Source organism: Nocardia sp. NPDC005745 (genome assembly GCF_040630775.1).
Classification (GTDB): Bacteria; Actinomycetota; Actinomycetes; order Mycobacteriales; family Mycobacteriaceae; genus Nocardia.
Genome location: NZ_JBEXYF010000008.1, coordinates 226,002 through 251,454, shown reverse-complemented (window position 1 = coordinate 251,454; position 25,453 = coordinate 226,002). Strand labels below are relative to the sequence as shown.

Genomic DNA, 25,453 nt, shown 5'->3' with positions numbered 1-25,453 from the left:
ATCGAGCAGTACATCCGCGACGCGAAGATCGACTCGCTCTACGAAGGCACCACCGCCATCCAGGCGCAGGACTTCTTCTTCCGCAAGATCGCCCGCGACCGTGGCGTCGCACTGGCCCACCTCGCGGGCAAGATCCGCGACACGGCGCAATCCACCGACGGCAACGGCCGGCTCAAGGCGGAGAAGATCCTGCTCGCCACCGCGCTCGAAGATGTCCAGGACATGGCGGGCCGCTTCACCCAGCACCTGCTCGCCGCCCAGCAACAGCCCACCGAGTTGTACAAGATCGGGCTGAACTCCGTTCGCTTCCTGCTCTCCGTCGGTGACCTCCTCGTCGCCTGGCGGCTGATCGTCGCCGCCGAGATCGCCTCGGCCGCACTCGACGCCGCCCCCGGCGAGCAGGACCGCGCCTTCTACGAAGGCAAAGTCGCCGTCGCGTCGTTCTTCGCCAAGACGGTCCTGCCGCATCTCAGCGCGGAATGGTCGGTTATCTCCGACGTCGACATCAGCGTCATGGATCTCGACGAAGCCGCGTTCTGACCCCGGCCGGGCCCCGCGACGGCCGGGGCGTCGCCGGAAAGACGACTCACCAGCGGAGTGCGGGAAACCGCGCCGGGGACGTGCGACCGCGGAGAGCGGACCGGCACGGGACCAGTCCGGAAAGTTCCGGACTGATCCCGTGCCGAATGGAACATCTTCGATCGGTGGCACTGCCGCGGTGCACCGGTCGGGAACGCGTCGAACGGTCTCCGGCCGGATCGCGTAGATCTCGCGAACTTCCGTTCCGCGTAGGCTCGGGTCCTGCTGGGTTCGTGCGAACAGACCGTGCCTGCTGAGCAATTCCCGGTACCGCGCCGAGCGATCGTCCCGGTCGTGCACTTCCGCGACGACGGCGCGGATACGTCGCCGGTCCGTCTCGGCTACGCCCAGCGGGGCGTCCAGCTCCGCTCGCCCGACATCGATCTCGAGCAGGCCAGTAGGTCGACAGTCTTCAGCATTCGTTCAAGAACCTTTCGAGGATCGGGCCGATGACGGCCAATGCGTGCGAATGGGTCAATTCGAGATGTCGTGCGTCGACGACCGTGTTGCGCAGGTCGCCGGTGACGAACGGCCGCCACGTCCGCACGGCGGCGTCGTGGTCGGCGCGGTCCTTGCCCGCGGTGAAGAAGACCAGGTCGCCGTCGAAGACGTCCGGCCGGTACTGCTGGGCGATGGCGGTGGCGGTCTCGAAACTCTCCATCACCCGGTCGACCTGGTCGGCGGTGAACATCCCGGTGGCGGTCACCTGGGCTCGGATCACCGCCCAGGCCTGCTCATGGGTGTCCGCTGCCACCTCGGCGCCGAGATCGAACAGCTCACGCCAGCCACCGAGCAGATCGGCCATCAACTCACCCGGCGCGGGCTCGTTCGCGGTGGCGCTCATCGACGCGGCCAGCGCCTCGGCGTCGCCCACGGCGCTGTCCATCATGGCCAGCATGCCGACCTGCTGACCCGCGCGCTGGAGCCGGACCGCGACGGCGTGCGCGATCGCGCCGCCCAGCGACCATCCGAGCAGGTGATACGGTCCGCTCGGTTGCACTCGGCGTATCTCCGCCACATAGCGTTCCGCCAGTTCGTCGACGGAATGCGCACCTGGTTCGCCGGCTACGACGTGCGGATCCTGCAAGCCGTAGACCGGCCGGTCCTTGTGCAGATGTTCGACCACGCCGCCGTAGAACCAGGCCAGCCCGCCGGCGGGGTGTACCGCGAACACCGCGGGTTTCCGGCCGTGCGCGCGCAGCGGCAGCAACACTTGCAGCCCCGAGCCGCCTGCCGCGCCGTCGGCCCTGGCCGCCAGCGCTCGCGGCGTCGCGTCGTCGAACATCCACGGCAGCTGGATCGTCACGCCGCGGGTGCGCAATTCGGTCACCACCATCGTCGCCAGCAGCGAGTTGCCGCCGAGATCGAAGAAACCGTCGGTGATCCCGACACGCTGAACACCCAGGACCTGCGCGTAGACCTCGCCGATCACTTTCTCGGTGTGCGTCCGGGGCGCCGTGAACGCGGACGTCGATTCCTCGAACTCGGGAGCGGGCAACGCCTTTCGATCGAGCTTGCCGTTGACCGTCAAGGGCAGCGCGGGCAACACCATGATCACCGCGGGCACCATGTAGCCGGTCAGCACCCGAGCGGCGGTCTCGCGGACCTCGGCCGGATCGATCCGCTCGCCCTCCACGCCTACGACGTAGCCGATCAGCTGGTCCACGCCGCGATCGTGCCGGTGCACCGTGACCGCGGCCTGGGTGACGAGCGGGTGGCGCAGCAGCGCCGATTCCACCTCGCCGAGCTCGATGCGGAAGCCGCGCAACTGCACCTGCGCGTCGGCCCGGCCCGCGTACACCAGTTCCAGCCCGCTCGCGGACTTCCGCCACCTCCCCACGTCCCCGGAACGGTAGAGCCGGGTGCCGTCCCGATCGAACGGGTTGGCCACGAATCGGCCCGCGGTCAGCGCCGCCGCTCCCAGATATCCTCGCGAGAGCTGGCCACCGGCCACGTAGATCTCACCGGCGACGCCGATCGGAGCCGGACGCAGCCGGTCGTCGAGGACGTACACCCGCAGCCCCGGGAGCGCAGCGCCGATTCCGGCCGCGCTCGTCCGCGTGACCTCGCGGAACGTCACGTGCACTGTCGTCTCGGTGATGCCGTACATGTTGACCAGCCGCGGCGATCCCGGCGCATGCGCGGCGAACCAGTCGTCCAGCCGGGCGGCGTCCAGCGCCTCACCACCGAAGACGACATACCGCAGAGCGAGATCACCCGCGGGACAACCGGCTTCGCGATAGCGGCGCTCGGCCTCGGCGAATCCGTAGAACGCCGAGGGGGTCTGGCTCAGCACTGTCACGCCCTCCCGGGCCACGACCTCCACGAACGTCTCCGGCGACCTCGAGGTGTCGTAATCCACCACGACCACCTTGCCGCCGGACAGCAGCGCGCCCCAGATCTCCCACACCGCGAAATCGAAGGCGTAGGAATGGAACATCGTCCACACGTCGTCGGGTCCGAGATCGAATCGCTCGGCCGCGTTGGTGAACAGGGTGACGGCTTCCCGATGACTGACCGTCACGCCCTTCGGGCGGCCCGTCGATCCCGACGTGTAGATCACGTAGGCGACGTTGCCGGGCCGCGCACCCGATACCACCGCCGGATCGGAAGCGTCCGCGCAGTCCTCGACGAGCAGTACCGGTGCGGCGCACTCCGGCACCGCCGCGGACATGCCCGCCGAAGTGAGCACCGCGGCCGGACGAGCGTCGTCGAGCATGAATCGCAGGCGCTCCGTCGGATACGCCACATCCAGCGGCAGATATCCCGCGCCTGCGCGCAGGACGCCGAGCAGGCCCACCACCAGGTCGACCGTGCGTGGCAAGGCCACGGCCACCAGCGATTCCGGACGCACTCCATGCTCGGCCAGCCGGGCGGCCACCGCGGCGGCACGCCGATCCAGCTCCGCGTAGGTCAGCTGCGACGCCCCGTCGGTCACCGCGATCGCGTCCGGTCGCGCTGCGGCCTGGGCGGTGAACAGCTCGGCGAGTGTCGTGTCCGCCACCGCGGCGCCGGCGCTACCGGCGGCGTCGAGCAGTTCGCGGCGCTGCGCCGGGCCCGCGAGGTCGATGTCCCCGACCCCGATCGCGGGATCAGCGGTCACCTCCTCCAGGACCCGCACGTAGGCCTGCGCGAACCGGGTCATCGTCTCCTCGATGAACAGATCGGTCGCGTACGTCAGGCGGCCCCGCATGCCGTCCGGCTGCCCGTGGCCGCCGACGCGTTCGACCAGGTTCAGATTCAGGTCGGCCTGCGCCGGTTCGAATCCGTTCTCGACCGGTTCGACGGTGAGCCCGGGCAGCTTCAACGCGGCCTCGCTCAGGTTCTGGACATCCAGGCCCACCTGGTACAGCGGCAGGTGGGCGGTGGACCTGGGTGGATTGAGCGCCTCCACCACTTGCTCGAAGGGCACGTCGGCATGCGCGAACGCCGCCAGATCGGTGTCGCGGGTCGCCGCGAGCAGATCGGCGAACGACTGGTGCGACGACACCCGCGACCGGAGCACGAGGGTGTTGACGAACATGCCGATCAGATCGTCGAGTTCGCGCTCCCCGCGTCCGGCCACCGGGGTGCCCACCGCGACGTCGCCGACCCCGGCCAGCCGCGACAGCAGGACGGTCAGCGCGGCGTGCATCACCATGAAGACCGTCGCGTTCGCCGTGCGCGCGACCGCGCCGATGCGCTCCCGCAGCGAAGCGGAGATCTCGAAATCGACTGTCCGGCCACGCATGGACGCCACCGGCGGGCGCGGCAGGTCGGTGGGCAACTCGAGCAGTTCGGGCAGTCCGCCGAGCGTGTCCTTCCAGAAGCGCAGCTGCCGGGACATGATCGAGCCGGGATCGTGCTCGTCACCGAGTACGTCGCGCTGCCACAGCGTGTAGTCCGCGTACTGGACCGCGAGGGCAGGCCAGATCGGTTCCGTCCCTTGCTTGCTCGCCTGGTAGGCCACCGCCACGTCCCGCGCGAGCGGCAGCATGGACTGCCCGTCGGCGCAGATGTGGTGCACGGCGATCACCAGGACGTGCTCGTGTTCGCCGAGCCGGAGCAATTCCATGCGCAGCGGCGGCGCCTGCGTCACGTCGAAGCTCGCCGAAACGGTGGCGAGCACGCGCTCCATCAGCCGCTCCGCCTCGACCGGGACGGCGGTCAGCCCGGCCGGGACCTCCCGGGCGGGGACCGCGACCTGGTGTGGCCTCCCGTCGGTGATCGGGAACTTGGTCCGCAGGGACTCGTGCCGCTCGATGACCAGCTCGCACGCACGGCGCAGCGCGTCGATGTCGAGTTCGCCCGTAAGCCGGATCACCAGCGGGATGTTGTACGCGCCCACGGAGGTGTCGAGCTGGTTGAGGAACCACATCCGCCGCTGTGCCAGCGACAACGGCACCAGCGCCGGACGGGTGCGCGCCACCAGCGGCACCCGGTCCGACCTCTCGGAGTTCTCCAGACGGGCGGCGAGTTCACCGACCGTGGGCGCTTCGAACAGGTCGCGAACGCCGACGCTCACTCCGAGCGCGGTCCCCAACTGGGCGGTCACCCGCGTCGCCGACAGCGAGTTGCCGCCGAGGTCGAAGAAGCTGTCGGTGGCTCCGACCCGGTCGATGCCGAGGACGTTGCCGAAGACCTCCGCGACGTGCCGTTCGGTTTCGGTACGCGGTGCGGTCCAAACCCGCGCCGCCGAGAACTCCGGTGCGGGAAGCGCCAGGCGATCGAGCTTCCCGGTTCGGGTGAGCGGGAATTCGGCGAGCATCATGCACAGGTCGGGCACCATGTGCGCGGGCAGCCGCAGCCGCGCCGCAGCCCGGACTTCTTCCGGATCCAGGTCCTCGGAGCCGACCAGGTAGCCGACGAGCCTGCCGACGCCACGCTCGTCTTTGCGCAGCACGACCACCGCGTGTTCCACACCGGGCTGTCCGGCGAGAACCGCTTCGATCTCACCGAGTTCGATGCGTTGACCGCGGATCTTGACCTGGAAGTCGCCGCGCCCGAGGTATTCCACGGTGTGTTCCGGGGTCCAGCGAGCCAGGTCTCCGGTGCGGTACATGCGTGATCCCGGCGCGCCGAACGGATTCGCCACGAACGCGCCCGATGTCGCCACCGGCCGGTTCACGTATCCGCGGGCCAGTTGCACTCCGGCGAGATACAGCTCGCCGACCACGCCGACCGGCACCGGTCGCAGCCACGCGTCCAGCACCACGGCCTCGACCCCGCGGATCGGACCACCGATCGTGACGGTTTCGCCGGGATACAGCGGAGCACTGATACCGGCCAGAATCGTCGTCTCGGTCGGACCGTATCCGTTGAGCAGTCGCCGTCCCGGCGACCACTGCGTGACGATCTCCGGTGTCACCGCCTCGCCGCCCGCCATCAGAACTCGGAGGGAATCCAACCCCTTCGGGTCCATCGTCGACAGCACGCTCGGCGTCATGAACGAGTGCGAGACACGTTGCGCGCGGATGAATTCCGCCAGTTCCGGGCCACCGAAGACGTCCGGCGGCGGCACCACGAGCACCGCGCCGTTGGCATGGGCCAACAGCAGCTCGAGGACCACCACGTCGAAGCCGGGAGCGGACGCGTTCAGCACCCGCGACCGGGTATCCACGCCGAAGCGATCACGTTGCACGGCGGCGAAATTGGCCAGTCCCTCGTGGGTGACGGCGACGCCCTTCGGCGTGCCGGTCGAGCCCGAGGTGTACAGCACGTAGGCCGTGTCGCGATGATGCGGCTTGCGCACCCTGTCCCGGTCGGTCACCGCGGCCGAGGACCGCGCCTCGATCGCCTTCCGGGTTTCGGGATCGTCGAGCACCAGCCGCCGGACACGGTCGGGTACCAGCTCTCGCGACGTGCCCACCGTGATCGCGACCCGCACCTGCGAGTCGGCGACCATGTGCCCGACGCGTTCTGCCGGATTCCGTGGATCCACGGGCAGGAACGCGGCGCCGGTCTTGGCCACCGCCCACATGCCGACCACGAAATCCACCGACCGCGCCATCGCCAACGCCACCTGGTCACCCGGGCCGACACCCCAGTCGATCAGCTCGCGCGCGACACGGTTCGACCATGCGTCCAGCTCGGCATAGGACATCGTGCCCTCGTTCGAGACCACCGCCGCCGCTTCCGGATCCACCGCCACACCGGCGGACAGCAACTCCGCCAGCACCCGGGGTGATTCGGCACGGCCGCCGCCGGCCGGCACCAGATCGCGGCGCTCGGCCGCGGACAACAGGTCGAGCCTGTCCAGCCGCGCCCGCGGATCGCTCGTGATGGCGCGCAGCACGGTCTCCAAGCGGGCGGCCAGACCCGCGGCCGTCCGGTCGTCCACGCGTGCCCGCTGGTAGCGGATCATGACGTGCAGCCGGTCGGTCTGGTGGGCCTGCACGGTGATCGGGTAGTGCGCGGCATCGCTGCCGTCCGCCGCGACCACCCGCATGCCGTCGATGTCCGCGTCGCCCAGTCCGCTGCTGTCGACCGGGTACGACTCGAAGACGACCAGGGTGTCGAACAGCTGGGCGGCGCCTGCGTCCGACAGGATCCGGGACAGCTCGACGTCGTGATGATCGAGCAGGCGGGTGTTGTCGGCCTGCAACCGCCGCAACGCGTCCTCGATGGTCGAAGCCCGCGGGACGTGCACGGGCACCGGAATCGTATTGATGAACAAACCGATCATCGATTCCACGCCGGGCAGGTCGGCGGGACGTCCGGAGACCGTGCTGCCGAACACCACGCGCTCGACGCCGAGCAGGTTACCCAGGACCACCGCCCAGGCGAACTGCACGATCGTCGCCATGGTCACCGCCCGTGTCCGGGCGAATTCCACCAGTTCGGTGGTGGCGGCGTGATCCAGGACGACCGCCAGGTCGACCGGGATGCCGACCGTCGTGTGCGTGCGCGCATCGGCGACCACCGTGGGTTCGGTGAATTCACCGAGGGCTTCGCGCCACGCCTCGACACCGGCGGACGGATCGCGCCGATCCAGCCATTCCAGGTAGCCGCGGTAGGACGCCGCGGCGGGCAGCAGTTCGGCGCGCGCGCTCACCGCGTACAGGCCGATCAGCTCGCGCCACAGCAACGGCAACGACCAGCCGTCCAGCAGCAGGTGGTGTGCCGTCAGCACGAGCCGGAAGTCCTGCGGCGCCACGGCGATGAGCAGGAACCGCAGCAGCGGCGGATCGGCGGGATCGAACGGGACCGCCCGCTCGGCCTCGATCAGTTCCTCCGGTGTCGTCGTGCCGTCGCGCAGATCGACCCGTCGCCAGCGCACCACCGCGGCCGCCGGAATCACTTGCGCCGGAGCGCCATCGGCCGTTCGGACGAAGGCGGCGCGCAGGTTGGGATGACGCTCGAGCAAGGCCGCCGCGGACCGCTCGAGCCGAGCCTCGTCGATCACGCCGGCGAGGGCGAGCGTCGATTGCGCCGTGTAGACGTCGAGATCACCTGCGGCGAGTTCGGCGTGGAACAGCAGGCCCGCCTGCAGCGGAGCCAGCGACCAGACATCGCCGAGGGATCCGTAGCGCCCGGCGAACGTGTCCATGTCCGACTGCGTGACCGCGACGAGCGGAACGTCGGCGGGTGAGAAGCCCCAGTCCTCGTCGGTGCGGGCCGCCATGGCGATCCCGGTCACCGCGTCGACCCACGCGTCGACGAGTTCGGCCACGTCGGCGTGCTCGAGCAACCGGGAGGCGTAACCGACATACGCCGACAGTCGCGGTCCCGCGTCGGTGTCCACGATGTTCACGTCGATCGTGACCGCCGCCGCCGCGGGCATGTCCGGATCGAAGGCGCCCCGCCGGTCGAACGGCTCGTCGGTGGGAATCCACGCGAGGTCCGACAGCGTCGTCAAATCGACGCCGACCCGGCCGAGGTTGTTGAAGCTGATCTGCGGCTCCGGCAGTGCCGCGAGCCGGTCGGACGTACCCGCGTGCAGGTAGCGCAGCAGACCGTAACCGATTCCCTTGTCCGGGATTCGGCGCAACTGGTCTTTCACGGACTTCACCGCGGCGCGCGGATCGTCGGGTTCGACACCGCTCAGGTCGAGCGCCACCGGGTAGGTGTTGGTGAACCACCCCACCGTGCGGGACACGTCCGCGCCCTCGGCGATCTGCTCCGCTCGGCCGTGTCCTTCCAGCAGGACTTTCACACCCGCGTGCGCGATACCGCGCCGGTGCCGCCAGCGTGTCGTCGCCATCGCCAGACCGGCCAGCAACGCGTCGTCGACGCTGCCGTGCGCGGCCCTGGGCACCGCGTCGAGCAATGCCGCGGTGACCTCCGCCGGGAGGGACACCGTCAGATGCCGCACGGTCGAGTGGGTGTCGAGGGCGGGGTCGAGCACCGCGCTGCCAAGCAGCGGATCAGGGGCCGCGCCCATCCGGTGCCACAGTTCGAGTTCGTCGACGCGGGCCGCTGCGGCGTCGGCCAGCGCGTGCGCCCACCGGCGCATGGAGGTGCCCTGTGCGGGCAATTCCACCGCGCGTCCCCGCGTGACCTGCTGCCAGGCGGTCGCGAAGTCGGGAATCAGGATTCGCCACGACACACCGTCGACCGCCAGGTGATGGACGACGACGAGGGCGCGCGCCTCGGCGTCCACACCGGGTTCGGGCAGCAGGCACACCACCTGCACCATCCGGCCCGCGGCCGGGTCGAGACGGTCGGACGCCTCGCCCAGCGCCGCTTCCACCAACGCGGTGAAACCTTCGCTACCCGGTGTCTCCTCGGCGCGGAAGGTGCGCGTGAACACCGCGCCCGCGGCGTCAGCGGCGCTGCGCGGCGGTACCTCCAGGCATTGTTCGCGCAGCCGCGCGCGCAGCATGTCGTGCTGTTCGAGCACTGCCCGCACCGTCGCGCTCACGTCGTCGACTCGCGCGTCGCGCGGCAAGCGCACCAGCATCGACTGAGCGAACCGCGGGGCGGCGCCGAGACGCTCGGTGAACCAGGAGACCACCGGGGTGAACGGGACCTCGCCGACGCCGCCGCCCGGCAACTCCGCGAGCGAGACCCGTTCGGCGGCCGCGGCGACCCGCGCCAGCCCCCGGACGGTTTTGTGCTCGAAGATGTCGCGCGCCGTCACGATGACACCCGCCGACTTCAACCGCGAAGCCAGCTGGATCGACAGGATGGAATCACCGCCGAGGGTGAAGAACGACGTGGTGACGCCGACCGACTCGATCCCGAGAACGTCCGCGAACGCGGCCGCGACGATACGCTCCACCTCCGTCGACGTCTCTGTCGCGACGTCCCCGGCGGCTCGGAAAACCGGTTCCGGCAGAGCTTTCCGATCCACCTTGCCCGTCGAGGTGATCGGCATGCGGTCGAGCACGGTGACCACCGACGGCACCATGTGCGCGGGCAATACCGACGCGACGTGGTCGAGCACGGCGTCCGGGTCGACGGCGGTCGCGGCCTCGGTCACGATGTACGCGGCCAGCAGCGGCTGCCCACTCGGTCCGGTACGGCTGACCGTGACCGCCGCGGCCACCTCGGGATGCGTGAGCAGCGCGGCGTCGATCTCACCGAGTTCGATGCGCTGGCCACGGATCTTGATCTGGAAATCGCTGCGGCCGACGTACTCCAGGGTGCACTGCGCGGTCCAGCGGACGATGTCGCCGGTGCGGTACATTCGCGCACCCGGCCCGCCGTAGGGGTTCGCGACGAACGCACCAGCCGTCACCGCACGCCGGCCGAGGTAGCCGCGCGCCAGCTGCGCCCCCGAGAGGTACAGCTCCCCTGCGACCCCGACCGGCACCGGGCGCAAGCGCGCGTCCAGCACCAGTGCCTCCGCGCCCCGGATCGGGCCGCCGATCGCGATCGGATCGCCGGGCCGCACCGGATCGCTCATCGTGATCACGATCGTGGTCTCGGTGGGCCCGTAGATGTTGTGCAGCCGCCGTCCTGGCGCCCAGGTGGCGATCAGCTCCGCGGGCACCATTTCTCCGCCGACCGCGAGCATCCGCACCGATTCGAGACCGGCGGGTGACATGGTCGCCAGCACACTCGGCGTCAGGAAGGCGTGCGTCACCCGATGCGTGCGGATCAACTCGGCCAGGTCCGGGCCGCCGAACACCTCCGGCGGCGAGACGACCAATGTCGCGCACGCGGCGTGCGCCATCAATGCCTCCAGCAGCACCGCGTCGAAGGCGGGCGCGGCTACTTGCAGGACGCGGGAGGACCCGTCGACCCGATAGCGATCACGCTGCTCGGCCGCGAAGTTCGCCAACCCCGCGTGCGTGACAACCACACCCTTGGGCGTTCCCGTCGAACCGGATGTGTAGATCAGGTAGGCGGCATCCTCGATCCGCAGAGCACGTCCGCGGTCCACGTCGGTCACCGACCGGTCGGACTGTGCCGCGATCTCGTCGGCCGTGCGGGAATCGTCGAGCGTCGACCAGCGCACGCCGTCCGGCAGCGACGCGCGCGCGGCCGCGAGCGTGATGCCGATGGCGACACCGGAATCATCGACCATGTGCGCGATCCGCTCGACGGGGTAGCGCAGATCCACCGGAACGAAAGTGGCGCCGGTCTTCGCGATCGCCCACATGGCGACGTGATAGTCGACCGACCGTGGCACCGCCAGCGCCACGAACACGCCCGGTCCCGCGCCTCGGCCGATCAGATGGCGGGCGAGCCGGTTGGCCCTGCGGTCGAGTTCGGCGTAGGTGAGGGTTCCGGTGTCCCCGATCAGGGCCACCGCCGACGGGGCCGTGGCAACGGCCGTGGCCAGCAGGTCCGGCAGCAAGCAAGGCCGTGTGCCGTCGCCGCCCCGCGCAGGCACCAGGCGTTCGGTGTCGGCGGCGCCCAGCAGACCTATGCGGCCGATCGGCCGCGCCGGCTCGGAAGTGACCGCCTCGAGGACCCGGACGAACCTCTCGGCCAGCGAATGCGCGGTCGACTCGACGAAAAGATCGGTGGCGTAGATGATCTCACCGTCGATCCCGGCGGGCCGATCGCCCTCGCGGCGTTCGGTAACCAGCACGGTGAGGTCGGCCTTGGCCTGCGCGATACCGGGGTCGAGAACCTCGACACCGATGCCGGGCAGCTCGAACCGGGCCGTCCGGGTGTTCTGCAACCCGAACATCACCTGGAACAGCGGCGAATACGCCGTGGAACGCGGACGGCCGATGACGTCGACCAGCCGTTCGTAGGGCAGGTCGGCGTGGGCGAGCGCCTCCAGGTCCACGTCGCGCACCTCGGCGAGGAGTTCCCGGAACGACCGGTCGTCATCGATCCGCGTGCGCAGCACGACCGTGTTCACGAACATTCCGACCAGATCGTCGAGCTCCGGCCTGCCGCGACCGGCGACCGGGGTGCCGACCGAGATGTCGTCGCTGTGCGCGGTGCGCGCCAGCAGGATCGCCAGCGCCGCGTGCAGGACGACGAACACGGTGACGCCCTCGCGGTGGGCCAGCCGGACGATCTCGTCGTGCAGTCGCGCAGGCATCTCGAACCGGATGTTGCCGCCCGCGGTGGAGATGGTGGCCGGACGCGGCCGGTCCGTCGGCAGGGCCAGCAGCTCAGGGGAGCCGTCGAGAGCGTCGGTCCAGTAACCGATCTGCCGCGCGATCAGCGACGACGGATCGTCCTCCGAACCGAGCAGCTCCTGCTGCCACATCGCGTAGTCGGCGTACTGCACCTCCAGCGGTTCCCACCGCGGCTCGTGGCTGCTCACCCGCGCCCGGTAGGCGGCGAACACGTCGCGGGCCAGCGGAGCCATCGACGCGCCGTCGGCCGCGATGTGATGGACCACGACCACCAGCACGTGCGCGTCGGGCGCGCTGCGATACAGCCGCGCCCGCACGGGCGCCGACTCCGTGATGTCGAATCCCGCTTCGACGTCTTCCCGGATCCGGTCGGCCAGTTCCGTCTCGCCGTCGACCGGCTCCGGCGCGAACGTCACGTCCGCGCCGATCGCCGCGACATCCCGCACGACCTGGCAGGGTTCGCCGTCCACGAGCGGATACACCGTCCGCAGCGGCTCGTGCCTGGTCACCACGTCGAGGAACGCCGCACGCAGGGCATCGGTGTCCAGCGAGCCGGTCAGCCGGGCCGCGAAGCAGATGTTGTAGGCCGCCGAGGCGGTGTCGAACTGGTTGAGGAACCAGATCCGCCGTTGCGCCGCCGCCAACGGGACCGCACCGAGACGCTGCCGCGCGGTCAGCGGAACCACGGTGGACCGGGTCCGCGTCGAAATCCGTTCGGCCAGAGCGGCGATCGTCGGCGCGTCGAACACGTCCCGGATGCCGACGTCGACACCGACGGCTGCCTGGGCCCGCGCCGCGAGCTGGGCGGCCGAGAGCGAGTTGACGCCGATCTCGAAGAGGTTCGCCGTCACGCTCACCCGGTCCGCGCCGGTGAGTTCGGCGACCAGGCGCGCCAGCACCGCCTCGGTGTCGGTGCGCGGCGAGACGAACGTTTCGCCGTCGTCGAACACCGGCCGGGGCAGCGCCGATCGGTCGAGCTTGCCGTTGGCGGTGAGCGGCATCGCCTCCAGCACCTGCACACCGTCCGGCACCAGGTAGGACGGCAGTGTGCGGGTCAGCTGTTCGCGGATCGCGCGGCCGTCGATCACCGCGCCGGGAACCGATGTCACGTATCCGACGACGCGTTCGGTGGTCACGATCGCCACCGCGCGCGCCACCTGCGGAATCGCGCGCAACGCGGCTTCGATGTCACCGGGCTCCACCCGCTGACCGCGCACCTTCACCTGGAAGTCGCTGCGGCCCAGATACTCCAACTCTCCGGTCTTGCGCCAGCGAACCAGGTCACCCGTTCGATACAGCCGCTCCCCCGCCGCACCGAACGGGTTCGCGACGAAAGCGGCGCAGGTGAGTCCGGCGCGCGCGTGGTAGCCGCGCGCCAACTGGACGCCCGCGACGTACAGCTCACCGACCACGCCGACGGGCACCGGCCGCAATCGTGAATCCAGCACGTAGACCTTCATGCCCGCGGCAGGCGCTCCGATCGGCACCGTCGCGGCGGTCGTCGCCCGCGGCGCGCACCGCTGGGCGGTGACCACCTCCGCCTCCGCGGGCCCGTACCAGTTCACCACCTCCGCCCGCGTGAAGACGTGCGCCGCGGCGTCGACCGTGCGCTGCGCCAGCGCCTCACCCGCGACGAACACCTGCCGGACCGAGCGGAGTTCGGCGACGCCCGCGGATTCGAGCAGGACATCGAGCATCGACGGCACGAAGTGAACGGTCGTGATCTCGTGCCGCGCGATGACGTCCGCCAGGTACGCGGGGTCGCGATGTCCGTCCGGTTCGGCGACGACGATGTGCGCACCGGTCTGCAACGGCCAGAACAGCTCCCACACGGCGATGTCGAACGTGATCGGCGTCTTGTACAGCACGGCGTCGGACGTTCCGTGCGGCCACTGCCGCTGCGCCCACGCCAACTGGCTCACGGTGGCGCCATGGGTCAGTGCCACGCCCTTGGGGACACCGGTGGACCCGGAGGTGAACAGCACGTAGGCCAGATGGTTCGGCCGTAGCGGTGTGCGCCGCTGCGTGTCGGTGATGCGGTCGCCGGACAGATCGGTCACGTCGAGCCGGTCGATCGGCGCGTACTCGAAACCCTCCGGCAGGTCGCCGCCATCGGCCGCGGTCGTCAGCACCAGCAGCGGACGGGCCACGCCCAGCACGTGCGCGATCCGTGCGCTCGGGTGATCCGGGTCGATCGGCAGGAACGCCGCGCCCGCCTTCACCACCGCGTAGACAGCCGTGACGAGTTCGGCCGACCGGCGGACGGCCACCGCCACGATCGTTTCCGGCCCGGCGCCGCGTGCGATGAGCCAGCGGGCCAGCTGGTTGACCCGTGCGTCGAACTCCCGGTAGGTCGAGGTACTGCCGTCCGGAAGTCGCAGCGCCGTGTTGTCCGGGGTGCGCGCGACCTGTTCGTCGAAGACATCGACGAGCGTACGGCCGGGTGCGGCGGAGCCTCCCGTGTCGTTCCACCGTTCCAGCACCCGGGACCGCTCCGCCTCGTCGAGCAACCCGATCTCGCCGACGGTGGCCTCGGCGTTTCGAGCCGCGGCGTCGAGCACTCCGACGAATCGGTCGGCGAAGCGCCGCACCGTGTCCTCGTCGAAGAGGTCCGTGGCGTAGGTCAGGCGCAGCGTCATGCCGGTCGGCTCGTTGTGCGTGCCGTGGCTTTCGCTCACCATCAGCAGCAGGTCGTAGATCGCCGCGCTGTCGCCCGGGTCCACGTTCTCCACGATCAGCCCCGGCAGCTCGACGCGAGCCCGCGCCATGTTCTGGTAGGCCAGCAGCACCTGGAACAGCGGCGTGTGCGCGGTCGAGCGCACCGGGTTCAGCGCGTCCACCAGTTGCTCGAACGGCACGGTGGCATGGTCGAACGCCTCGATGTCGGTGCGCCGTACCTGGTCCAGCAGGCTCGAGAAGGTCTGGTCGAGCGTGATCGGCGTCCGCATCACCAGGGTGTTGACGAACATTCCGACCATGCCGTCCAGCGACCGGTCGCCGCGTCCCGCGTGCGGCACGCCGACGGTGACGTCGTCGCTGCCGGACAGCCGCGACAGCAGCACCGCCAGGGCCGCGTGCACCACCATGAACGTGGTGGACCCGGACCGCCGCGCCAGCGCTTCCACCCGGCCTTGCAGTTCCCCGGGGATGGGGACCTGGAGCACCGCGCCGCGCTGGGACTGTTCGAGCGGCCTCGGCCGGTCGGTCGGCAACTCGAGCAGATCGGGCACACCCGCGAGTTGTGTTCGCCAGTAGGCGATGTCGCGGGCCACATACGAGTCCGGGTCGTCCGCGGAGCCGAGGACCGCACGCTGCCACAGGGCGTAGTCGGCGAATTGCACGGGCAGCGGCGCCCAGTCCGGCGCGGCACCACCGGAGCGCGCTCGATACGCCGTCACCAGGTCGGCGGCCAGCGGAGCCACCGAGAAGCCGTCGCAGGCGATGTGGTGGGCGGCCAGCGCGAGCGTCCAGGCCTGGTCGGACAACTGGTACAGCGCCACGCGCAGTGGCACGCCAACGGCGACGTCGAATCCGGTGCCGCAGAACTCGGCCAGCCGGTGCGGCAGTTCCCGCTCGCCCACCGCCTGCGGGGTGAGGTCGCACGTCGCCAGCACGTCCTCGGCGTCCAACACGACCTGGGTGGGCGTACCGTCGACCGCCGGGTACATGGTGCGCAGGCTCTCGTGCCGCTCGACGACATCGCCGACAGCGGCCGTCAAGGCCGCCGGATCGAGCTCGCCCTCCAATCGAATCGCCAGCGGCACAATGTATCCGGGTGCCGCCGGATCGAACTGGTTGAGGAACCACATCCGGGTCTGCGCGTGCGACAGCGGGATACGGTCCGGCCGCGGGGCCGCCGCGGTCGGCGCCGGAAGACTCGGGACCGCGCGCAACCGGGCGATCCGCTCGGCCAGACCGGCCACGGTCGGGGCCTCGAAGATCGCGCGCACCGGAATGGTCACGTCCACGACGTCGCCGATCCGGCTCAGCGCGCGCGTCGCGACCAGCGAGTTCCCGCCCAGCTCGAAGAAATTGTCGTCCGCGCCGATCTCGGGCCGGTCGAACAATTCCGCGAAGACCGCGGCGATCGCCTGTTCCACCAGGCCCCGGGGCGCACGGAACTCGGACTCCTGGACACCAGGGTCGGGCTCGGGCAACGCCCGGTAGTCCACCTTGCCGTTGGCGTTGAGCGGAATCGAGTCGATCCCGGTCACCGACGACGGCACCATGTAGGCAGGCAGCCGATCCAGCAGGAAGCCCCGGACCTGCCGTACGTCGAGCGCCGCGTCCGCGACCACGTAGACGACCAGCCGCTGCTCGCCGCCGTCGGCGCGTACCTGTGCGACCGCCGCGTGCACCTGCTCGTGCGCGATCAGCGCAGCTTCGATGTCGCCGAGTTCGATGCGCAGGCCGCGCACCTTCACCTGGGTGTCGGCGCGGCCGACGTAGCGCAGGTCGCCGGTCTCGTCCCAGCGAACGAGGTCGCCGGTGCGGTAGAGGCGCGCGCCGTCCGCGCCGCCGAAGGGATCGGCGACGAACGTCGCCGCGGTCAGGCCCGAACGGTCGTGGTAACCGCGAGCCAGCTGGACACCGCCCAGGTACAGCTCACCGGTGACGCCCACCGGCACCGGATGCAACCGCGAATCCAGCACGTGCACGGTCACATTCGCCTCGGGCACGCCGATCGGTACGGCCGCGCCCTCGGCCGTGTCGATCCGATGCGCGGTGACGCTGACCGCCGCCTCCGTCGGGCCGTACAGGTTGTCGATGCGGGCATCGCTGAATTGCCGGAAACGGCGGACCGTTTCGGCGGGGAGCGCCTCCCCGATGCACAGCACACGCCGCAGGGCCGGGAACTGCCGCGGGGCGGCCACCTCGAGGAACGCCGAGAGCAACGACGGCACGAAATCCACCGTGGTCACCCGGTACTCGGCCAGCAGCCGGGCAACCTCACGCGGATCGCTCTGCGCGTCGGGACCGGCGACGACCAGCGCCGCGCCACAGGTCGGCGCGCAGAACAGCTCCCACACCGACAGGTCGAACGTCACGGGCGTGCGCAGCAGCATGACGTCGTCGCCGCCGAGGCGGTAGTGCTCGCGCATCCAGCGCAACTGGTTCACCACCGCCGCGTGCGGGACGGCCACGCCCTTGGGCACACCCGTCGAACCGGAGGTGTAGATGACGTAGGCCAGATCCTCCGGGCGCAGCGGCCGCGTCCGGTCGGCATCGGTCAGCGCCGATCCGTCCGAGTGCTCGGCCTCGAGGTCGCCGAGCGCCCAGACCGGCACGCCGGTGGGCAGACCCGCCCGGTCGTCCGGACGGGTGAGCACCGCGACCGGCCGCGCGGCGGAGAGGACGGCACGCACCCGGTCGGCCGGGTGGTCCGGATCAAGCGGCAAGTAGGCCGCCCCCGCCGCATGGATGGCGTACAGCGTGGCCAGCAGATCCACCGAGCGGCGCATCGCCACCGCCACCACGGTTTCCGGGCCTGCCCCGCGCCGGATCAGCGCACGGGCCAGGGAATTCACCCGCGCACCGAATTGCCGGTAATCCAGCCGCGCACCGCTCACTGCGTCGATGACCGCCGGGTTTTCCGGAGTCAGTGCGACCTGCACGGCGAACAAGTCCGCGACCGTCACCGCCGGAGCAGGCATGGCCGCACCGCTCGACCGCTGCGCGATCCGCCGCGCCTCCTGCTCGGTCAGCAGGTCGATGTCGCCGATGGCGCGGGTGGGATCGAGGACGATCGCGCGCAGCAGAAGCAGGTAGCGGTCGAACATCGCCGCGACCGTCGCCTCGTCGAAAAGATCTGTCGCATAGCCGAATTCGACCGCCATATCGCCCGGTTCGCCATCCGGCTCCAAGGCGTCGACCAGATTCAGGTGCAGGTCGTACTTCGCCACGCTCGGATCGGCCATCTGCGCCGAGACCGTCAGGCCCTCGAACCGCACCGTGGGGATTTCGATGTTCTGGAACGAGAAGCCGACCTGGGTCAGCGGCGCGTGTGCCGTCGAGCGCGGCGGATTGAGCACCTCGACCAGACGCTCGAACGGGATGTCGGCGTTCTCGAACGCGGCGAGGTCGGTGGCCCTGACCTGATCCAGGATCCGGACGAAGGACGCGCCGGGCGCGATGTACGTCCGCAACACCAGCGTATTGACGAACATACCGACCAAGCCGTCCAGCCCCGGTTCGCCACGACCGGCGATCGGTGTGCCGACCGCGATGTCCCCGGCGCCGGACAGCCGCGCCAGCAACGCCGCGTAGGCCGCGTGCATCACCATGAAGACCGTCGCGTCGTGACGGCGGGCCAAGGCGACCACCGCACGATGCAGATCCGCGGGCAGAACGGCCGAGACCGTCCCGCCGCGGAACGACTGCTTCGCGGGCCGCGGACGGTCGGTCGGCAGATCCAGCACCTCGGGCAGGTCGGCGAGGGCCGCGAGCCAGTACCGCGTCTGGGCGACGGTCGGGCTGTGCGGATCGTCCTCGCTGCCCAGCATCTTCCGTTGCCACAGCGCGTAATCGGCGTACTGCACCGGCAACGGCGCCCACTGCGGCGCCTGGCGCCCGACCCGGGCCCGGTAGGCGGTCATCAGGTCCGCGGCCAGCGGCGCGAGCGAGGACCCGTCGAAGCTGATGTGATGGACGACGAGCACCAAGGCATGGTCGCCGGGTGCGCTGCGCAGCAACACGACCCGGAACGGAACCTCGGTCGTGACGTCGAAGCCCACCGTGACCTCGGCGGCCACGCGCGCCTCGACCTCGCCGGCCGCTACCGGCACCGGTGTCAGCGGGGGCAGCGCCGTTTCCACCGGGACGATCACCTGATGCGGGCCGCTGTCGCTGTCCGGGTAGACGGTTCGCAGCGCCTCGTGCCGTTCCAGCACGTCCGCGACGGCCGCGTGCATCGCGGCCACGTCGAGGTCACCCGACATCCGCACGACCAGCGGAATGTTGTAGACCGGCGAGCTCGTGTCGAACTGGTTGAGGAACCACATGCGGGCCTGAGCGGGCGACAGCGGGATCCGGTCCGGGCGCTCCTGCGGCGCAAGCGGCACCCGGGTCGCCGTGTCGGCGCTGCGCAGGCGTTCGGCCAGCGCACCGATGGTCGGCGTCTCGAAGATGGCGCGCAGGGGTACCTCGACCCCGAACGCGCCGCTGAGCTGCGCCGCCGCGCGGGTGGCCGACAGCGAGTTGCCGCCGAGATCGAAGAAGCTGTCGAGCACGCCGACGCGGTCGATGCCCAGCACGCCCGCGCAGATGTCGGCGACGATCTGCTCGGTCGCGTTGCGCGGCGCGACGAACTCCACGGCGGGCGCGAATTCCGGCTCCGGCAGCGCGGCGCGATCGACCTTGCCCACCGACGACAGCGGCAGGGTGTCGAGCACCATGACCGTGTCCGGGACCATGTGCGAGGGCAGGCGTTGTGCCGCGTACTTCGTCAGCTCCGCGGTCTCGACGGCGCCGCACGCGGGCACGACGTACGCCGCCAGCCGTGATCCGCTCTCGGCCTGCACGCCCACCACGACCGCTGCCGCGACGCTCGGATGTCCGGCGAGGACGGCTTCGATCTCGCCCAGTTCGATGCGCTGGCCGCGGATCTTCACCTGGAAGTCGGTGCGTCCCAGGTATTCCAGAGTGTGATCGGTGGTCCAGCGTGCCAGGTCGCCGGTGCCGTACATGCGGGTGCCCGCGGGGCCGTACGGGTTGGCCACGAACGTGGCGGCCGTGGACGCGGGCCGGTTGAGATAGCCGCGCGACAACTGCACGCCCGAGACGTACAGCTGACCGGTCACCCCGACCGGGACGGGCCGCAGCCGTTCGTCCAGCACCACCGCGTCGACGCCGCGGATCGGGCCACCGATGGTGACCGTGTCGCCGACGCACAGCGGATCGCTGATCGCGACCATGATGGTGGTCTCGGTGGGACCGTACCCGTTGTGCAGCCGCCGCCCCGGCGCCCATACCGCGACCGTCTCGGCCGACACCGCTTCGCCGCCGGCCACCAGTACCTGCAGCGAATCGAGACCGGCGGGCGACATCGTCGCCAGCACGCTGGGCGTCACGAACGCGTGCGAGACCTCCTGGGCGCGAATCAATTCCGCCAGCTGCGCCCCGGCGAACACCTCCGGCGGCGACACGACGAGCAGCGCGCCGTTCGCGTGCGCCATCAGCAGCTCCAGCATCACCGCGTCGAAGCCGGGCGCGGCCACCTGCAACACGCGCGACCTGCGATCGACGCGATAGCGCTCACGCTGCTCGATCGCGAAATTCGCCAAGCCCTCGTGTGTGACCGCCACGCCCTTCGGCTTGCCGGTCGAGCCCGAGGTGTACACCACGTAGGCCGCGTCGGCGATCCGGCAGGCGCGTACGCGATCGGCGTCGGTCACCGGGGCCGGGGACTGCGTCGCGACGAACGCCTGCGTGCCCGGATGGTCGAGGATCAGTTGCCGCACATGACCGGGAAGCAGGGTGCTCGAGGCCTCGACGGTGAGCGCGACCTCCACATTCGAGTCCGCGACCATGTGCGCCACCCGCTCGCCCGGGTGGCGCGGATCCACCGGGACGAACGCGGCACCGGCACGCGCCACCGCCCACACACCGACCACGAACTCCACCGACCGCCCCATCGCCAGCGCGACCTGGTCTCCCGGCCCGACGCCCCAGTCGATCAGTACTCGCGCGAGACGATTCGACCACTCGTCCAGCTCCCCGTAGGAGAGCACCCGAGCGCCCGCCACCACGGCCGGCGCGGTCCGATCACCGACCAGCAGCACATCCGCCAGCACCCGGGGCTTCTCGGCGCGACCGCCGGAGGCCGGGACCAACCCCAGCCGCTCGACACCGGACAACAGATCCACTTCGCCGACTCGGGCCCGGGGATTCGACACGAACGCGTCGAGCATCCGGTTCAGCCGCTCGGCGAGTTCTTCGACGGTCTCCCGGTCGAAGAGGTCCGTGGCGTAGTTGATGCGCAGCGCGACATCGCCGCCCGCCGCGGTGTTCTCGGCGACGGTGACGATGATGTCCACTTTCGCCGGTTCGGCGCCGGGATCCAGCAGTTCGACGGTGAGCTCGGACAGTTCCAGGCTCGCCCGGTCCATGTTCTCGAACGCCAGATACACCTGGCACAGCGGCGCGTACGCCATGGACCGCTTCGGATGCAGTTCGTCCACGACACGCTCGTAGGGCAGGTCGCTGTTGGCGAAGGCATCGACGTCGATGTCCTTGACCCGCGCCAGGAACTCGGTGAACGACTCCTCGAAGGACACCTCGGTACGCAGCGGCACGGTGTTGACGAACATGCCGATGAGCGGCTTGAGCGCACGCTCGCCGCGACCGGCGACCGGCGTGCCGATGGTGATGTCCGCCGAACCCGACATCCGCGCCAGCAGCACGGCCAGCGCGGCGTGGACCACCATGAACGTCGTGACGTTGGCCGCGCGGGCCAGCCGCTCGATTCCGGCGAAGGTCTCGGCGGGGATCACGGTGTCCGCGACGTCGCCGCGCATGGATTGGCGGGCCGGGCGCGGACGGTCGGCGGGCAGCTCCAGGACCGGCGGCATGCCCGCCAATCGCTGCGACCAATACCGCAGCTGGTGGGCGGCTCGCGACTCCGGATCGTCCGGGTCGCCGAGCAGGCTGTGATGCCAGACGCTGTAGTCGGCGTACTGGACGCTCAAGGGTTCCCAGTCCGGCTTCTTCCCCTGCACCCTCGCCTCGTAGGCGACGGCGACATCGACCGCGAGCGGCCGCAGCGAGGATCCGTCACAGCAGATGTGGTGCAGGACCACGGCCAGCACATGTCGCGAGCGGTCGGTCGTGGCCAGCAGCGCCACCCGGATCGGGGCGCGTTCACGCAGATCGGTCCCGACCGATGCCAGCTCGCGGATCCGCTGCTCGACGTCGTCCGGATCGGTCGGCCGCGGGGTCAGGTCCAGACCGGCGACGACCTCTTCGGCGGGCAGCACGACCTGGATCCCCTCGCCGTTCACGGCGGGGTAGACGGTGCGCAGCGATTCGTGCCGATCGATCACGTCGGTCAGCGCGGCTCGCAGCGCCGCGGTGTCGAGACGTCCGGTCAGTTGCACGATCAGCGGGATGTTGTAGGCGGCCGAGTCCGGGTCGGTCTGATTGACCAGCCACATCCTGTTCTGCGCCGGTGCAAGCGGGATGGGCTCGGGCCTGGCTGCCGCGCGCAGCACGGGCCTGCCGGAGCGGCTACCGTCCTCGAGGTGCGCGGCGAGTTCGGCGACGGTCTGCTTGACGAACAGGTCGCGGACCGACACGTCGCACCGGGTCACCTCCGCGATGCGCACGGCCGCGCTGGTCGCGGTGATCGAGTTGCCGCCGAGTTCGAAGAAGCTGTCGAACACGCCCACCCGGTCGGTGCCGAGAACCTCCGCGAAGACGTCCGCGATCGACTCCTCGACCACCGTGCGTGGCGCGACGTACGCGGCGGCCGAATCGAAGACCGGCTCGGGCAGCGCCCGGTAGTCCACCTTGCCGTTCACGGTCAGTGGCACCGCCTCGAGCACGACGACGCTCGACGGCACCATGTATTCCGGCAGCATCCCGGCGACGTGCGTGCGCAGGGCGTCCGGCTCGCAGCTCGCGCCGACGGCGGGTACGACGTAGCCGACCAGCCGCGCGGCCTCGGTGCCCGCCAGATGCACGACGACGACGGCCGTGGCGACGCTGTCATGGCCCAGCAGCGCGTTGCGGATCTCGTCCAGCTCGATCCGGAACCCGCGCAACTGCACCTGCTGGTCGGCGCGGCCGCGGTATTCCAGCTCACCCTTGTGATTCCAGCGCGCCACGTCCCCGCTGCGGTAGAGGCGCTCTCCCGGCAGCCCGAACGGATTCGCGACGAAACGTGCCGCGCTCAGCGCCGGTCGCCGGAGGTAGCCGCGAGCGAGTTGTGCGCCCGCGACGTAGATCTCGCCCCAGGCACCGAGCGGGCACGGACGCAAGCGCTCGTCCAGGACATATGTGCGCAAGCCCGGCAACGCCGGGCCGACCGTGCTCGGTGCGCCCGGAACGGCGATGTCCGGCGTGAGGTCGGTGTAGGTGACGAAGACGGTGGTCTCGGTGATGCCATAGCTGTTGGCCAGGACCGGCAGACTCGGGTTGTGCTCGTACCAGTCGGCCAGCGCGGCCGGATCGAGAGCTTCACCCGAGAGGACGACCAGCCGCAGCGACAACTCGCCTTCGGGCTCCCCGGCGTGCGCGTAGCGCTGCCGGGCGGCCGCGAACTGGTAGAACGCCGACGGCGTCTGGCTGAAGACCGTGACCCGTTCGCGCGCCGCCAGACGCACCACGTCGTCCGGCGATCGGGAGGTGAGGCTGTCCACGACGACGATCCGGCCGCCGGTGATCAGCGCACCGAAGATCTCCCAGACCGAGTAGTCGAAGGCGAAGGAGTGGAACAACGTCCAGACATCATCGGACCGGATGCCGATCTCGGCACACGAGTTCACCAGATAGGTGGACACGGCGCGGTGGGTGATGGAAACGCCCTTCGGCCGGCCGGTGGATCCGGACGTGTAGATGACGTAGGCGAGGTGGTCGGGGCGCAGCAAGCCGGTCCGATCGGCATCGGTGATCGGGTCCGCGGCCTGCTCCGCGGCGAGAAGGTCGTCGAACAGCACGACGCGGCCGGGATCGCCCGGTACGTGTTCGCGCATGCTTCCCTTCGTCACCACCGCGATCGGGTTCGCGTCACCCAGTACATATTCGAGCCGCTCGGCCGGATGGGCCGTGTCCAGCGGGAGGTACCCGGCGCCCGATTTGAGCACCCCGAGCACGGCGACGATCAGATCCGCGTCCCGTGGCATCGCGATGGCCACCAACGATTCCGGCCCCGCGCCGAGCGCGATGAGCCCGCGGGCGAACCGATTGGATCGTTCGTCGAGTTCGCGGTAGGTGAGTGTGGTGGCGTCCGAGGTCACCGCCACCGCGGAGGGCGTGGCCGCCGCCTGTTCGGTCAGCAGTTCCACCAGCGTGGCGGAGGGAGATTCGCCGTCGTGGCCGGCGAGTTCCTCGACGATGCGCAATTCCTCGGCGGGTCCGACGAGCTGGAGATCACCGATGCGGGTGTCCAGGGGCGAGTCCATCATCCGGTGCAGGAAATCGAGGAACCGGTCGGCGTGCGACTCGAGTTCGTCCTGCCCGTAGAGGTTCGGATTGCCGTGCAGCTCGATCAGCAACGGGGCGTCCGCGCCCGAGCGGTACAGGTTGAGCTGGAGGTCGTCGAGCGCGCCGGAGGTCAGTGCGCGGTAGCGGCCGACGGCCGAGCCGAGACGAATCTCGGAGTCGAAGAACAGGATGTTCACGATCGGGCCGAACGAATTCGCGGCGGAGTCGATCGCGGCCGAGTCGCGGCGCAGATCCTCGAACCGGTACAGCTGATGGCGCATCGCCGAGACGATCTCGGACACCGAGGCGCGGACCAGTTCCTCCACGGTGGTCGAGTGGTGCACGGCGAAACGAATCGGCACCATGTTCGCCAGCATCGCGGCGGCGTTGCGCAGGCGCTTGGTCACGCGGGCGGTCACCGGCAGCGACAGCGCCACGTCCTCGGTGCCGGTCATCCGGGCGAGGAAGGCGGCGAACGCGGCGATCACCACCTGCGCGGCCGACGCGTTCACCTCGTCGGCGAAACGGTCGAGCCGGTCGGACAGGTGGGCGGGCAGCTGCAAGCCGGCCACGCGGTCGACCTTGCCGAAACGGGCCGTGCGGCCGGACAGGCTGACCGGCGTGGGCAGGTCGGAAACCTTGTTCAGCCAGAATGTCTTGTCCGCCTCGTAGCGCGAACTGGCGCGATAGGCACGCTCCGCTTCGACGATGTCGCGCAGGCTCGCCGCATCCAGTCGCGTCGGAGGCCTGCCCTCCAGCAGCGCGTTGTAGTGCTCGGCCATCCGGGTCAGGCTGTTGAAGGCGCCGTACCCGTCGATCACCAGATGGTGCGCGCGGCCGTACCAGAAGTAGTGGTCCGCACCGACCCGGATGAGCCTCGTCTCGGTGAGCCGGTCGCGGCCGAGGTCGACTGCCTTGGTGTTGTAGTCGCGGCGCATCCATTCCATCGCCGCCGCGACCGGATCCTCCGCATCGCTGAAGTCCAGCACCGGCGCGTCGTAGATGATGCCGCGGTCGACGAATTGATACGGCCGACCGTCGGATTCGACCACGCGCACCACGAGGGACTCGGTTTCGTGGCCGCCGTCGTTCACCGCCCGCGTGAACACGTCGTGGTCCACCGGGCCCTTGATCTCGACGCAGTGTGCGATGTTGACAGCCGGTCCACCGGGCATATGGTCCGCGAGCCACATACCGTACTGCGCACTCGAGAGCGGAATCAGCCCCTGATCGCCATCGGCGGTTCCGTCTGACTTCAGATTCAT

At 70.1% G+C, this 25,453-nt stretch carries 2 protein-coding genes; one reads left to right on the top strand and one right to left on the bottom strand.

Going from position 1 to position 25,453, the window contains the following annotated elements; translation table 11 throughout:
- A partial coding sequence (locus ABZ420_RS11760) for an acyl-CoA dehydrogenase (RefSeq protein WP_357120516.1) occupies window positions 1-540 on the top strand: 540 nt, incomplete at its 5' end.
- A gap of 451 nt (window positions 541-991) precedes the next feature.
- Here ABZ420_RS11760 and ABZ420_RS11755 read toward each other — a convergent pair.
- Window positions 992-25,453, bottom strand: coding sequence for a non-ribosomal peptide synthase/polyketide synthase (locus ABZ420_RS11755; protein ID WP_357120514.1), 24,462 nt, complete (start codon window positions 25,451-25,453; stop codon window positions 992-994).

Coding starts and splice junctions, on each gene's coding strand:
- ABZ420_RS11755 (WP_357120514.1), bottom strand. CDS start 25,453: ATGAATCTGAAGTCAGACGGAACCGCCGATGGCGATCAGGGGCTGATT.